This is a genomic window from Paenibacillus sp. OAS669 (genome assembly GCF_014873645.1).
Taxonomy (GTDB): domain Bacteria; phylum Bacillota; class Bacilli; order Paenibacillales; family NBRC-103111; genus Paenibacillus_S; species Paenibacillus_S vulneris.
In genome coordinates this window covers 669,719-684,696 of record NZ_JADBDR010000001.1, presented here as the reverse complement: position 1 = coordinate 684,696, position 14,978 = coordinate 669,719, and the positions used below count along the sequence as shown (strand labels likewise).

The 14,978-nt window shown below is 51.5% G+C and carries 12 protein-coding genes; 5 read left to right on the top strand and 7 right to left on the bottom strand.

What is annotated here, in order from left to right; genetic code table 11:
• Positions 1–126: 126 nt before the first annotated feature.
• On the bottom strand, positions 127–1,281 hold the full coding sequence (locus tag GGC63_RS02650; RefSeq protein ID WP_192700986.1) for a THUMP domain-containing class I SAM-dependent RNA methyltransferase: 1,155 nt from the start codon (positions 1,279–1,281) through the stop codon (positions 127–129).
• Positions 1,282–1,422: 141 nt separating this feature from the next.
• Between GGC63_RS02650 and GGC63_RS02645 the strand changes: the two genes are divergently transcribed.
• On the top strand, positions 1,423–2,058 hold the full coding sequence (locus GGC63_RS02645) for an O-methyltransferase (protein ID WP_192700985.1): 636 nt from the start codon (positions 1,423–1,425) through the stop codon (positions 2,056–2,058).
• Between the two features lie 190 nt (positions 2,059–2,248).
• On the opposite strand, the gene GGC63_RS02640 is transcribed toward GGC63_RS02645, so the two are convergent.
• Positions 2,249–2,431 carry a hypothetical protein gene (locus tag GGC63_RS02640; protein ID WP_079908590.1) on the bottom strand — a complete coding sequence of 61 codons (183 nt, stop codon included), beginning with the start codon at positions 2,429–2,431 and terminating at the stop codon, positions 2,249–2,251.
• Between the two features lie 35 nt (positions 2,432–2,466).
• Positions 2,467–3,681: an MFS transporter gene (locus GGC63_RS02635; protein ID WP_144027733.1), complete on the bottom strand. Its 1,215-nt coding sequence runs from the start codon at positions 3,679–3,681 to the stop codon at positions 2,467–2,469.
• A gap of 365 nt (positions 3,682–4,046) precedes the next feature.
• Here GGC63_RS02635 and GGC63_RS34825 point away from each other — a divergent pair, with 365 nt between their 5' ends.
• From GGC63_RS34825 to GGC63_RS02620, 3 genes are all read left to right on the top strand, one after another.
• On the top strand, positions 4,047–5,600 hold the full coding sequence (locus tag GGC63_RS34825; RefSeq protein ID WP_318780969.1) for a CapA family protein: 1,554 nt from the start codon (positions 4,047–4,049) through the stop codon (positions 5,598–5,600).
• A 331-nt stretch (positions 5,601–5,931) separates the two neighbouring features.
• Positions 5,932–6,558 carry a fumarylacetoacetate hydrolase family protein gene (locus GGC63_RS02625; protein ID WP_192701405.1) on the top strand — a complete coding sequence of 209 codons (627 nt, stop codon included), beginning with the start codon at positions 5,932–5,934 and terminating at the stop codon, positions 6,556–6,558.
• A gap of 85 nt (positions 6,559–6,643) precedes the next feature.
• On the top strand, positions 6,644–8,611 hold the full coding sequence (locus GGC63_RS02620; protein ID WP_192700984.1) for an ATP-dependent DNA helicase: 1,968 nt from the start codon (positions 6,644–6,646) through the stop codon (positions 8,609–8,611).
• Between the two features lie 37 nt (positions 8,612–8,648).
• Here GGC63_RS02620 and GGC63_RS02615 read toward each other — a convergent pair whose 3' ends face one another.
• A complete protein-coding gene (locus tag GGC63_RS02615) occupies positions 8,649–9,824 on the bottom strand; it encodes an HD-GYP domain-containing protein (RefSeq protein WP_318780968.1) in 1,176 nt (391 codons plus the stop codon).
• Positions 9,825–9,960: 136 nt separating this feature from the next.
• Here GGC63_RS02615 and GGC63_RS02610 point away from each other — a divergent pair, with 136 nt between their 5' ends.
• Positions 9,961–10,785 carry a DUF92 domain-containing protein gene (locus GGC63_RS02610; RefSeq protein ID WP_192701404.1) on the top strand — a complete coding sequence of 275 codons (825 nt, stop codon included), beginning with the start codon at positions 9,961–9,963 and terminating at the stop codon, positions 10,783–10,785.
• A gap of 264 nt (positions 10,786–11,049) precedes the next feature.
• On the opposite strand, the gene GGC63_RS02605 is transcribed toward GGC63_RS02610, so the two are convergent.
• From GGC63_RS02605 to pepF, 3 genes are all read right to left on the bottom strand, one after another.
• Complete coding sequence (locus tag GGC63_RS02605; RefSeq protein ID WP_192700982.1) at positions 11,050–12,381, bottom strand: diguanylate cyclase domain-containing protein; 1,332 nt, start codon at positions 12,379–12,381, stop codon at positions 11,050–11,052.
• A gap of 160 nt (positions 12,382–12,541) precedes the next feature.
• On the bottom strand, positions 12,542–12,868 hold the full coding sequence (locus GGC63_RS02600; protein ID WP_079908595.1) for a lipopolysaccharide assembly LapA domain-containing protein: 327 nt from the start codon (positions 12,866–12,868) through the stop codon (positions 12,542–12,544).
• A gap of 92 nt (positions 12,869–12,960) precedes the next feature.
• The gene (pepF, locus tag GGC63_RS02595) at positions 12,961–14,751 is read right to left on the bottom strand and encodes an oligoendopeptidase F (protein ID WP_192700981.1); all 1,791 of its coding nucleotides are present in this window, start codon (positions 14,749–14,751) and stop codon (positions 12,961–12,963) included.
• Positions 14,752–14,978 lie beyond the last annotated feature (227 nt).

Sequence of the window (14,978 nt, the reverse complement as noted above, 5' to 3'; positions counted from 1 at the left end):
GCAGGATGATCTTCTGCAAAAAAAGCCCCATCTGCCGCCCTGTTCTAGGGAGGAAGATAGGGCTTGCTGCTTTGCATGGCAGAGCTCTAAACGGTGAACTGGAACTTATTTCGACGTACCGGGCTCCTACTTCTCATCTTTGCGCCAGCCATAGAGGCCGCCGGGAGCAAAGTATTGATAAAGGTTGCATTCGATCCGTCCGTTGAACAGCTTGCGCTTCTTATCGGCTGGCCGGCCCATATACCGTTCCAGCTGCTTGCTTGGGCTCAGAATGAAGGTGGACCAGCTAGGCAGATGGGCGGTTACCCCGCCAAGCTGGCGGAGCACCTTCTCGACCTCGCTGCTGTCGCCAAGCCGTTCGCCGTACGGCGGATTCGTGATAATGCAGCCATAATCGCCGCGGGGATGCGCCTTGGCTACAGGCACCACCTGCAGGCTCAGCTCCTTCGCCAGCCCGGCCGCCTTGGCGGCGGCCAACGCCACATCGATCGCCTTGCTGTCGATGTCCGAGCCCGTGATCTCGAGCGGCACATCGTCCCGCACGAGATCGAAGGCTTCCTCCCGTGCCTCGGCCCACAGGGCCTCCGGCACGACAGGCCACGCCTCGGCGGCGAAGGTGCGCCTGAGGCCCGGCGCCAAGTTCCACCCGATCATCGCAGCCTCGATCGGAATGGTGCCAGACCCGCAGAACGGGTCGTACAGCGGGCGCTCCGCCTGCCAGCGGCTCAGCAGGATCATCGCTGAAGCCATCGTTTCCTTGAGCGGGGCTTCCGTCACGAGCTTGCGGTAGCCCCGCTTATGCAGGCCGACGCCCGTAGTGTCGAGGGTCAGGGTCGCCACATCGTTCAACAGCGCCACCTCAATGACGTACCGCGCTCCGGTTTCGCGGAACCATTCTGTTTGGTAGCGCTGCTTCATGCTCTCCACGATCGCCTTTTTTACAATCCCCTGACAGGCCGGTACGCTCGACAGCTGGGATTTATGGGAACGGCCTTCCACGGGAAATTCCGCATGCTCCGGGATCCAATCCGGCCAAGGCAGCGCTTTGGTTCCTTCGAACAGCTCGTCGAAGGTGACTGCCTTGAACTGTCCCATCTTGACCAGGATGCGGTCCGCGGTCCGCAGCCACAGATTGGCCCGGGCAATGGCAAGCTCATCCCCGACGAAGGTCACCCGTCCGTTCTCGACCGTGACCTGATCGTACCCGAGGTCGCGAACCTCCCTTGCTACAATAGCCTCCAAGCCCATAGGAGCCGTAGCAATCAAATGAATTTCTGACATATCAATTATTCACTCCGTAGTCTGTGATCAATCCCAAATTGCCGCTTCATCTTCGGTTGAAGTCTTTTTGGAAAAGCCATACAATAGTCTAGTATAGGATAAACATAGCGTTTATACAAATGATTCGGGAGGAAAAATTGCATGGAGCAGCTGACGGCGGAGCAATACGTAGAATCTCTTTTGGAACAGGATGAGCAATTGGAAAAGGTAACGCAGAGCATTGCCGAAAGCGGCATGAGGGACATTTCGGTAGCCAAAGGCTACGGCAAGCTGCTGACGCTTCTTATCAAAATGAACGGAGCACGCAATGTACTGGAGATTGGGGCGCTCGGCGGCTACAGCGGCATCTGTCTGGCTCGCGGATTAGGGGAGCAGGGGAAGCTGTACTCGCTGGAGCTGAAGCAGGAATATGCCGACCTGGCCCATCGCAATCTTACGGAAGCGGGGCTTGGTGATAAGGTTGAGTATCGGGTAGGGGAGGCTCTGGATAGTCTGGCCCAGCTGGAAGCGGAAGGTCATAGGTTTGACCTGTTCTTCATCGATGCGGACAAAGGCAATTATCCGAATTATTTGGAATGGGCGATCAAGCTGGCTAACCCGGGTGCCGTTATCGTCGGGGATAACACGCTTCTGCACGGGGATTCCATGAACCCGGAGGAGAACGGGAACCGGGTAATCAAGATGCGGGAGTTCAATGAGGGCATCACGCGCGATCCGCGTTTGGAAGGTGTTATCTTGCCGGCCTACGACGGATTGGCTATTGCCAGAGTCCGCTAAAGCCGCATACAACAAAGCCGCTGCATGCGTGCTCCCTGATCGGGGCGCGGTGTCAGCGGCTTTTTTTAAAGATTGGCTCCCCCGAAAAAGAACTGAATCGGCTTCAAGCTCACTCCTTCTCTGGGGTTTATTATGTAAAACCTAGCCCGCGTTGTTCCGCAGGATCCGTTCCTAAGAGGAGCTTGCCGATTTACGAAGCCTTCTGAAGTACGGTTTCGTTATCTTCCGGTTTCTGAGGTGCTTGCTTCTCATGATTGTTTTGATGGTAGACAACCTGCTTGTTGTGGTCATGGACATCCCACTGTGACCAATACCATATCATCAGCTCTGCACATACGATGACGAACAAAACCTTTTTTACACTCACTTTCATGTAAGCACCCCCGAAACTTCGTAAAATGATCCCCGTTATGAAGATGAATCCCCAGTACGGGGTTGAGACTTGAAGAGCGCTTTGCGTACCCATAATGCATTGGCGAACAGCAGCACGGCGGCCATAAGAAACAGCCCTTGAATATGAAGCCAGCCGGACAATACACCGCCTATAACCGGGCCCAGCATATTGCCGAGACTCAGGGCGCTGGTATTAAAGCTGTAAGCGCGGCTTTCCATTCCCTTGGGAGCAAAGCTGCTAATTAATGTCTGCACGGAAGGCAGCATTCCGCCCATAAAGACCCCGAGCATGAAACGTGCGGCAAACAATTGCCAAATATTCGTGACAAAGGCTTGCGGGATGAAGGAGATAGCGGCGCCGATTAGACAGACGGCCAGGATTTTGACCGACCCGATTCTATCGCTTAACCGTCCCAGAAGCGGTGAGGCGATCATGTTGGAGAAGCCGGTGACCGAACTGACGAGCCCCGAATAAAAGGCCAGCATTTCGCCTTTGCCGTGCAAATCCTGAACAAACAAGGGGATCAGCGTCATGGAGCTCAGCATGGAGAATTGAATGACGAAAGTAACCGCATAAAGGGCAGGCAGCTCTTTCGTTTTTTTAATTTCCTTGAAGCCCTCGATGGTAGAAATATTGGCTTTTTTCTTGGCTGCGGCGGCGTCGAAGTTCTCCTTCACAAGGAACATGGCAAGTAGCGAAGCGAAGAATAGCAGCGGTCCGGTAATGTAGAAGATCGGTCGGAAGCCGACCCATTCGGCCATCAAGCCCCCGATGAACGGACCAAGGATCGAGCCAGCGACACCGCCGGACTGCAGTGTTCCCATTGCAAACCCCATTTTGTCCTTGGGCGTATTGGTGGACATTAAAGCGACGGCCGCCGGCATGAATCCGGAGATGACGCCGTTGATAATGCGGAGTCCGAGCAGCTGCCAGGGGCTTGTTGCGAAGCCCATCAGTGTCATGACAATAGCCATGCCGAAGCCGGAACGAAGCAGCATGACCTTGCGCCCGTAACGGTCGGAGAGGCCTCCCCAGATGGGCTGGAATAAAAATGAGGTGACGAAATTACCCGCGAAGATGAAGCCTGACCACATCGCGATTTGATGGGGATCCGACATACCCATTTCCTGAATATACAGCGGCAAAAACGGAGTAATCATCGTCATGCCGCTCATCACTAGAAATTGTCCGATCCATAGGACGATTAAATTAATTTGCCATCTTGCCAAAACGGTTCTCCTCTTTTCCTGATGTCTATCCATATGCGTATTGAGTCGCGACCTGAGAATCGCTTAACCCGTCTAATCTCATTGTACCATATGCTTGGGAAATATTCACATTTTGCCCCTTCGACTAGTACCAAGGCTTATTCTCCAACGAGTTATACAGGACTTTATAGGTGATTGGTTCCATGACCCGCTCGGGAAGATTTGGTATAATGGCAGAAGGTCTTCTTTTTCCCGTACGACGTCATTGAGCGGACGGCTGTCTTTCATGCAGCATTTTTAAAAAGGGGTAGATCATCATAGAAGAAACACGATCCGAAATCCAGCAGGAACTGATAGAAGCACCATCCGAAGAACAAAAGGAATTGGTGGAATCACGCACCCAAAAACAGCTGGAGGAAAAGAAAAATATTCGCAAGACCTGGATCACACTCGGCGTACTGGCCGTATTGACCATTGCCTCATTCAGTTATCTTATGAACTGGTTGAACAAGAAGGATAATCCGGAATTATCCGCACCTCCTGTTGAAGTATCTCCCAAGGGATCGGGCGGCGCCGCGCCGGGGAATAATCTCGTTAACGGCAGCACAGTGAATACCGATTCCGCGCTTAACGGAAATGCCAAAGATCCCGCTCCTGCCGCAGATGCAGCGGATAGCGGCAAACAGACCGTCAAGCTAAGCTTTGTAGGGGATGTCATGTTCGGGAGCAAGGTGGAGGACATCCTGAAGAAGAACGGTTGGGACTATCCATACCGTTATGTAAAGGACTACTTATCGAAGGCCGACATTACAGTAGCGAATCTGGAGACTCCCATTACGATGCGCGGAAGCGCCCAATCCAAGGATTATGTATACAGATCGTCTCCGCAAGCACTTCCTGCGCTGCAGGCAGCGGGTATCGATTTGGTGAACACCGCCAATAACCATATTCTGGATTATGGTCCGGAGGGCCTTCTCGATACGCTGGACGAGCTGGATAAGATAGGCATGAAGCGCGTCGGAACGGGGCGGAACAGTGATGAAGCCTATCAATCGGTTATTATGGAACGCAATGGAATCAAGATCGCATTTCTCGGATTCAGCCGGGTAGCGGAAAATACGGACTGGTACGCGGGCAAGAACAAGCCTGGTGTAGCGGAATCCTACAGCACGAAGCTCCCCCTGGAGGCGATCGCCAAAGCGAGAGCGGAAGCGGATTTGGTTGTCGTCATCGCTCACTGGGGCGTGGAACGCAAAGATCGTCCGGTTAAGGACCAGACGGATCTGGCCCATAAATATATCGATCAAGGCGCCGATCTGGTCATTGCGAGCCATCCGCATGTCGTACAGGGCTTTGAGGTATACAAAGGCAAATGGATTGCGTACAGCCTGGGTAATTTTATATTCACAACGAATGAGGAGCCGGCCACATGGGAAAGCATGGTTCTCCATGCGGAATGTACAAAGGAGAGGACCTGCGAGCTGCAAATGGTCCCGATCCTGACGAAATGGGCGCAGCCCGTTCGAATGACGGACGAGGACGGAGCCAAGCTGTTTGACAAGCTTAGCAGCCTGTCCATTAACGCCAAGGTGGATAAGGAAGGGAATATAACGGAAGGACCTCCTCCGCCGCAGCCAACGCCCACTCCTACACCTAAGCCGGCGGCCCCAACGAAAAAGCCGGCAGCAACGGACACGAAGAAGGACCAGGGAGCCCCTTCGCAGAAATCGGGAATCACCTCCGATAACGGATCGACGAAGTCCTCCGGAAATAATACGGGTTCTTCTACTTCCAAACCGGGAGAACCGCAGCAGACGGTCAAACCTAAGGGAAGCACATCGCCAAAGCCGACACCGACACCTACGGCGACACCGAAACCGAAAACGTCGGCCAAGCCGAAACCAACACTGACCCCGGATTCGGACAGCAAGGACCCGTAATCATCGCTTAGGAGAGTGAAGGACATCTAATCGGATGCCTTCACTTTTTTATTGCTTTTCATAAAGACTATGGCTGATCAGGATAATAAATACTTTCAAAACCACTAGATATATAGCATGGAATGGTTTAGAATATAATTATATTTTGAAACTCGATTTCGCTGGTTGAAACAATCAAGGCGTGCATGTCCTGCCATTGTTCGGGCATTGACCATGCGCAGCTGGCGGCTCTTGAAAGCTGTGAAGAGGCAGCCAGGTCAGCCATTGAGATTTCTTCTCCATTCGATTATGCTATTGGAAAGTAACTATTATGAGAAAAGGAATGACCTCTATGGAATCCATTCGCAATATTTACTGCGTCGGCCGCAATTACGGCCTTCATGCGGCTGAGCTCGGCAATGAAGTACCGGATGAGCCGATGATTTTTACGAAGCCGACCCATGCGCTTGCTGTCATCCAGGGGCAGCCGATTGCGCTGCCGGGAGATCGGGGGGAGCTCCATTTTGAGACGGAGCTGGTGCTTCACATAGGGACGGATTATCAACCGGGAATAACCGTGGATCAGCTGGTGGATACGATGGCTCTGGGCATTGATTTTACGCTGAGGGACGTGCAGTCGGTTATCAAGAAGAAGGGGCAGCCTTGGCTGCCGGCCAAAGGATTCCGGAATTCGGCTGCGGTTACAGCATTTCGTGCTTTCCCGGGATCGGATAAGGTGAAGCAAACGGAATTTTCTCTGCGGCGCAATGGAGTGGAGGCTCAGCGCGGCAACATCAATGACATGATTTTCAACCTTCAAGTCATTGTCGATTACATTGCGAAGCATTATGGTCTGGGTCGTGGGGATATCATTTACACCGGAACACCGGCGGGTGTGGCGGCTGTGTCCTCGGGCGACCGGATGGAGCTCCTGTGGGGAGAAGAAACCTGCGGAGAATTTACGGTACAATTGGTATAATTGGGGAAGGATACCGGATGGATTCCAGTATCCTTTTTTCAATAGAGGGATTTAACATTTTGAACAGCATGGGGGCAAACGAACTTTGGAGCGGTATCCTTTTCAATATGATCATTCCCGGCCCTTTCTTCAACAGGTTGGGAATTGGGTAGCGGACGTATTTTACGATATTTTACCGGAATCGGGGTTTGAGGTCCGCGATGAGCAGATTTACATGGCGTTCCAGCTCGAGCGGGCCTTTGCGGAAAAGCAGACCATATTTGCCGAAGCGGGCGTAGGCACGGGCAAGACGCTGGTTTATTTGCTGTACGCGATCTGCTACGCAAGATATACAAGAAAACCGGCTGTCATTGCCTGTGCGGATGAATCGCTCATTGAGCAGCTGGTAAAGCCGGAAGGTGACATCGCCAAGCTGTCTCGCCACTTGAACATGGCTATCGACGCGAGATTAGGCAAATCGCCGGACCAATATGTGTGTCTGGTTAAGCTGGATGAAGCCAGACTGGGGCACGTTGACGTGGACACCTACTCGGATGTGTATGAGCAGCTGCCCGAATTTGTCCATGCCAGAGATACGATGCAGGCATTTCATGCCTATGGCGACCGTAGGCAGTATCCTTCTCTCAATGATAATCAATGGGAGAACATCAATTGGGATGCCTTCCAGGACTGCTTCGTATGCGATCGAAGGCATCGCTGCGGACAGACGCTTTCCCGGGATCATTACCGGAGAGCAGCGGATTTGATCATATGCTCTCATGATTTTTATATGGAGCATGTGTGGACCAGTGAGGGAAGAAAGCGGGAAGGGCAGCTGCCTTTGCTTCCTGAGCACTGTGCTGTCGTTTTCGATGAAGGGCACTTATTGGAATCGGCTGCCCAGAAGGCACTGACCTATAAGCTGAAGCATGTAGTGTTTGAGGAGCTTATCACCCGACTGCTCAAGGGAGAGGTTCGAGAATCGCTGGCTGTACGCATAGACGAAGCCATTATGCTGAGTGAAGCGATGTTTGAGGTGCTCGAATCCCAGAGCAGGACGATTGCTGGATCGGACCGGAAGCAGGTCATATTAAATGATCGGCTGCTGCAGGCCATTCAAGCATTTCAACATGTGCTGACCCAGATTGAGGAGGAGCTTGTATTCGAGAGTGAGCTCTTTACTTTGAACGAGTACCAGCTGCGGATTGTCGAAGAGCATCTGGAGATGATGCAGAAGGCGCTTGCGCTGTTCCATCAATCCGACAATGTGATTTGCTGGGTAACCGAGAGCATCAACGGGCTGTCTCTCGTCATCATGCCAAGAATGGTGAAGGAAGTGCTTCGCGAGAGAGTATTCAGCACGCAGATGCCAGTGATATTCTCATCGGCCACTTTATCCGTCGAGGGCTCCTTCGATTACGTTGCGGAGAGCTTGGGCATCGATAAGTATTTATCGTTCTCGGTAGAGTCCTCCTACGATTATGAGCATCAAATGGAGGTCATCGTGCCCAAATGGTCCCATAAAGGAACGTTCTCGGAGAAAATGAAAACCGCCGTACGGCTCTTGAAGCATACGGAAGGGAGAGCCTTGATCCTGTTCCCCGCAAAGGATGAGCTCCTGAGGTTCAAGAAAGAGATTGTCAACTACCCGGAATGTGCCGATATGCGCTTCGGGTTTGAGGGGGAGCGGGAGATTAGCGATCTGATAGCAGCATTTCAGAATGACGAACCAAGCATTCTTTGTGCGGTCAGCTTATGGGAAGGCCTGGACGTGCCGGGTCCATCGCTCTCCAACGTCATTATTTGGTCGCTGCCGTTCCCGCCGCAGGATCCGGTCTTTATGGCCAAACGGCAGGCTTCGGCATCCCCCTTCGAAGAAGTCGATATGCCGTATATGCTGCTGCGTCTGAAGCAAGGGATGGGCCGATTGATCCGTTCGCGGGAGGACCGCGGGATCATATCGATCTTCAGTGAGGAGCGTCCGGAGCTCGAAGGTGTATGGAAGCATATTGCGAGGCTGATGCCGCCGGGAGTACATTGGAAGGAAGCGCTGGAGCCTTCGCTTACAACATGACAACAACAGCCATGCATCCGCATGGCTGTTACCTTTTCTAGGGGAAGCGTACCGTATCGGAATAGGCTTCCCGTACATCCAGCAGCTTGGGCAGCTGCTCCATGAACGTATCAACGAGCGCTGGGTCAAAATGGCTTCCGCGCTCTTCCTTGAACAAAGCCAATATTTGATCAAGCTCCCATGCCTTCTTGTATACGCGTTCGGTTCCCAATGCATCGAATACATCGGCTATCGCCGTAATTCTTCCGTAGATGTGGATTTCCTCGCCCTTTAACCCCCGAGGATATCCGGTTCCGTTCCATTTTTCATGATGCTCGTGAGCAACGATAGCCGCGGTTTTCAATATACGTCTTTTGGAGTTTTTGAGCAGCGAGTACCCGATTTCACTGTGGGTTTTCATAACGGCGAACTCTTCGTCTGTCAGCTTGCCCGGCTTTTGCAGCAGCTCGTCCGGAATGGCGACCTTGCCGATATCATGCATCGGTGAAGCAATCCTTAACAGCTCCGCCTCCTCTTGACTCATTCCATGGCCGAGAGCTAACAGATAGGAATATTCAGCAACGCGCTTGACGTGGTTACCGGTTTCCTTGGAGCGGCTTTCGCCGATCTCACCCATCATATAAATGATTTCTTTTTGGGTTTCCTCAATTTCGGCCGATAGTAAGGCGGATTCCAGCGACTTTGCTACGTAGGATGCAGCCAGGGATAAATATTCAACGTCCTTATCCGTAAACGCTTCATCCTCCGTAAGCTTATTGATCGCTTGGTAGGCTCCCATGACTTCACCCTCGTTGTTGTGGAACGGGATCACCATCAACGACTTGGTGCGGTAGCCGGTCTTCTTGTCCATAGCGATGGCACCACTTAGCAGCACTTCTCTATACTCCATATTGGTATACGCATCGTTAATAAAAATCGGCAGCCCCGCAGCGATGGACCGTCCGACCAGGCCGGCATCGGCAGACATTTTGAGCGGGGGAACGCCATGAGCGACCTTGGAGTAAAGCTCGTTCTTTTGTTTGTCCAGCAGCCAGACGGTGCAGCGGTCGGCAACGATCATTTCTCTTCCCATATCCGCCATCAGAAGCAGCAAATGATCCAGGCATCGTTCATTCGTTATTTTGGAGACATAATGAAAAATAATCCGAAGCAGCTGCTGCGGATCATGCTCCTGTTTCTTTCCGGGCGCATTCACAGGGAGATCACTCTTCACATTATTATCCTCCCGAAGGGACTCTATTTTTTCAGCTAAGAAAATCATATTATAATGACTAAAGATCTGTAAATCATTTGTTTATAAGAAAATATTCAGGAAACCGGAAGTTCCCCTGGAATTCGGAGGAGGGTTTATATTGGATTGGGTCATTGGAATCGTGTGCAGCCTGGTCATAGCCGCGGCGGCTTATGCCAAAAGATCGCTATCAGCGTCAGGCACGGCTGCGGCTGTTATCGTAGGAACCGTAATGTATGTGTTCGGCAGCCTGTCGTGGTTCGGGACGCTGATCGTATTTTTTATTACCTCATCGCTATTGTCCAAGTGGAAGCAGCGCCGCAAGGCTGCGGTAGAACAGCATTATGCTAAATCAGGCAGAAGGGATGCGGGACAAGTGTTGGCGAACGGCGGGATCGGCATGCTTCTTTGTATCGGTCACAGCCTATGGCCGCACCCGTTCTGGTGGGCGGCTTTTATTGGGGTCATGGCAACGGTCAACGCAGATACGTGGGCAACGGAAATCGGCGGACTCAGCAGGTCGATGCCCAGGTCTATCGTCAACGGGCGTAAGGTCCCGGCCGGAACGTCAGGAGGGATAACATGGCTCGGGCTAACAGCTTCCCTGGCCGGGGGCATCGTAATAAGCGTATCCGCATGGGCGCTGCTTCAGCTTCAGAGAGCTCCTGAAGCCGTCCAAGCGAATGAAGGGTCCTTGACGGGCCTGGTACTCCTAGGTGCCCTGGGGGGAATGGCCGGCTCGCTTATCGATTCGTGGCTCGGGGCTGTATGCCAGGTCATGTACCGCTGTAAGGTATGCGGAAGGGAATTAGAGAAGAGCCGTCACTGCGATACGGCGGCAGAACGGATTCGGGGAGCCTCGGTGATGACGAACGATGCGGTGAATCTGTTGAGCTCATGCTTGGGAGGGGCTGTTTGCTTGATAGTGTACCGCTTGCTGTAACTCGTAAGAACAAGCGTAAGCAGGAGTCAACGGGAGGAAGCTCTCCTGAGATACCATATCGCTAGTCCGAGTACAGTGAACAAGATGATGAACGCTACGACCCAAATCATAGTTATGATCATTTCTGTTTCCTCCATTCTTGGATTGACTAAGAACAGAGCGGTCTCCGACAACGCTCTGTTTAAAGTTTGCGCCATTTGAGGAAAAAGAAATCATAAGACGAAAACAGCCGCCTGTTCCGATTGAACCTGCGGCTAGTTTGAATTATTCGTCCCGGTGATAGAGTCTGACAACATTTCTGCCCTCCTGCTTTGCTTGATATAGTGCTTTATCAGCTCGGAGGAAGAGCTCGCTCGGGTCCATATCGCGGGAAGGGATCATCGTTGCCGTACCGGAGCTGATGGTGATATAAGGAGAATGCTCGGATCGGGTATGGGGGATTTGGAGCAGCTCCACCTGCTGCCTGAGATGCTCGGCAACGGTTCTGGCCCCCGCAGCGTCGGTGGAAGGAAGCAGAACGACGAATTCTTCCCCGCCATAACGCGCAATAAAGTCTCCGGGCCGCTTGGCGGCTTTCCGCAATGACTCCGCTACACGTTGTAAGCATATATCTCCCTCGATGTGCCCGTATGAATCATTGTATCGTTTGAAAAAATCAATGTCGACCAGGATAAGCGACAGCGGAGTGGACATTCGGCTGCCCTGCTTCCATTCCTTGAGCAGGCATTCGTCAAAGCCGCGGCGGTTTGCTACCCCTGTTAAAGCATCGACGGTTGAAATTCTCTGGAGCAGCTCGTTCGTCTCGCGAAGCTGATTCTCTACATGCTTGCGGGCGGTTATATCCCTGGAGACCGTTATGACTTCTTTATTCAGGCCGCGCTTGTCGAGAATGGGCCTTGCCGTCGTTTCAAACCAAATATAGGTCCCGTCTTTCTTGCGGATCCGATAAGCGGACAGATCGATACGCAGATCAGTCAAGCTGGGCTCTTTATGCCCATCCGTGAATTGAAGATCGTCCGGGTGCAGCATATCAAATACGCTGCTCCCTACCAAGGCATCCGGTTCGTAGCCGAGCAGGGTTCTGGAGGCGGCAGAAACATATAGGTAAGTGCCGTTCATGGCAATTCTTGAAATCATATCCGTCGAGTTCTCGGTTATCATCCGAAACATCTCTTCACTCTCGCGAAGGGCAGCCTCGTTGTTTTTTTGCATCGTGATGTTGCGCAGATAAATGGTGAATAAATTCTTCCCCGGATAGGTTCGCACATCGAACCATTTGCCCAGCGGGGAGAACCACCATTCAAACGTTTGCGGAGTCTGTGTTGTCAACGCTGCCAGATAGTAGTCATAGAGAGGGGTACCGGCAGCATCAGGAAAGCATGTCCAAAACGAAGCGCCGAGCAGGTCGCTGCGGCTGCGCTCCAGTAAGTGTTCAGCGGCGCTGTTCAAATAGATGAAACGTCCATAGCTGTCCAGACTAAAAATACCGTCTGAAATATTCTCCAATATTTCCGATAGAAAGGGGGAGGATGTAGGGTTCATCTCGCTGATAGAATAGGACTGCTGCTCTTCGACTTCCTTCAACGGTTCTAGCATATGGAGGAATCCTTCCTGCATATTATGCAATAATTGGTAACATGGCATAGCTTTATTTTAATGAATGAAGCGGGAGAGTTCAATGGATAAATGGAAAAAAACGGGCGAATTTTAACCATTCTCCAATACACAGCCTGCCCTTGCTTTGAATGTACAATGTTTAAGGCTCGGGATGGGGCGGGAGAGCTGTTTCCGAAGGCTCAACTACGGCCGGACTGGCTGTAGCAACGGAAGAGCCAGCTTGGAGCTCCTGAAGCTGCTTCTCCAGCTGCTTGATCGATTTGGTCAGCTTGTACTGGCGGAAGAGCCCGATCAATCCGACAATGAGGCCGCCTAATAATGTAGAGCCAAGAATAACTAGAATGAGCGGAATATCCGCCTGGGTGAACAGGAATTGTACCCGAACCGGTTCTACGTTAATAACAGCAAATATGGCGGTAATTAGTGCAAATAATAATGTGAATATAATCATCCATTGAGCTCTCATGAGCTTAACGCCTCCTATCATGCTGCAGGTAATTATAGGATAAAAGAAAGCAAGGCTGCAGCATCATCATGTCCGCAGCCTTGCAGTCCATCTTACTTGGCCAGCTCTTCCATTTGCTCGAGCAAATCCTTGAATACATCCATAGCCTGTTGAATAGGCTCCGGAGTCGACATATCCACACCTGCACGTTTCAAAATATTGATGGAATAATCGCTGCCTCCGCTTTTCAGGAAGCCAAGGTAACGGTCCACAGCCGGTTGGCCTTCGTCAAGAATTTGCTTGGCGAAGCTGGTAGCCGCCGAAAAGCCGGTAGCATACTTATACACGTAGAAGCTGTTATAGAAATGAGGGATTCGAGCCCATTCCATTTCGATGTCCTTGTCGACGACCATATCCTTGCCGTAATAAAGCACGTTAAGGTCATAATAAATTTTGCTGAAATCCTGGGGAGTCAGCGACTCGCCTTGCTCCGCCTTTTCATGAATGATTTTCTCAAATTCGGCAAACATCGTCTGACGGAACACCGTCGTTCTGAACTGATCCATGTAATAGGTCAGCAAATACATTTTTTCCTTCGGATCGGTCGATTTCTTGAGCAAGTAATCCATAAGAAGCGCTTCGTTCAGGGTGGAAGCGACCTCTGCAAGGAAAATCGTATACTGCGCATAGCGGTATTCCTGGCTGGCATCGGACAAATACGAGTGAATGGCATGACCCATCTCGTGCGTGAGCGTGAACATGCTGTTCAAATTATCCTTATGGTTCAGCAGAACATATGGATGCGTGCCGTATGCGCCCCAGCTGTAGGCTCCGTTTCGCTTGCCCTCATTCTCGTAAATATCGATCCAGCCGTTACTGAAGCCTTCCTGCAGGATGTTCAGGTAATCTTGGCCCAGCGGCTTCAAGCTTTCCTTCACGGTCGCCTGTGCCTGCTCGTATGTAATATCCATCTTATATTCGTCTACCAGCGGAGCGAATAAATCGTACATGTGCAGCTCGTCGACCTTCAGAAGCTTTCTGCGAAGCTCCATATACCGGTACATTAGCGGCAGCGACTGATGGATGGTGTCGATCAGGTTGGTGTACACTTCTTTTTTGATGTTGTCTCCGTACAGGGACATTTCCAGTGTGGAAGGGTACTTTCGAACCTTGGAATAAAAAATATTTTTGGTCACATTCGCAGCCAGCGTTGCGCCGATCGTATTCTTATGCTTGGCGTACGTAGCGTACATGGCCTCGAACGCATTTTTGCGGACTTCACGATTGCGGCTTTCAAGAAATTGTATGTAACGGCCGTGCGTCAGCTCGACTTCTTCGCCCTGTTCATTTTTCACTTTCGGGAACTTCATGTCCGCGTTATTCAGCATGCCGTAAATCGTATTTGGCGCTTGTGACAAATTGCCGACCTGAGCAAGCAGAGCCTCCTCCGATTTGGAGAGCACGTGCTGCTTTTCCCGGATCATTTCATCGAGCGTCCGCTTGTAGAAGCTGAGCTCGGGATTACTGATAAGCTTCTGCAGCTCGTCATCCGATAAGCTTAATATTTCGGGAGAGATGAAGGATAAGGCCTCGCCGGTTTCTACGCTTAACCTTTTGGCTTTTTCGGATAATGCTTGGTATGTAGGATCGGCGGTATCCTCATGATGCTTCATGTTGGCATACACGTAGAGTCTTTCCATATGTAACGAGATAGAGTCTTCCAGCTCGAAGCATTGCTTGATGGCGGCGGGATCCTTCAGCTTTCCGTGAAATGCGCCAACCTTTTGCAGGGCTTCCTTGACCTCTTGGTACTCTTTGTCCCACGCTTCCTGGTTAGGGAACAAATCTTCGAGCTGCCAGCGATGCTCGGCAGGCACGTCACTTCTCTTAAGTACTTGATTCATGGGAGGCCTCCTCGTATTTTTGGATGGTTTGGTTACACCGTCTGCGGCTGTAGGAGCTGAGAGCACGGTTCCCGCAAACAGGATACCCGTCATCACTAACGGAAAAAAACGCATAGTGCATCATGCCCCCCTGCAATTTTTTTCCTAGTATGACCGGATTGTAGCTATATTATAAGAGAATCTGAATTCGAAGTAAAACAGATCCTTTAGTCTGCACGAAGAGAACT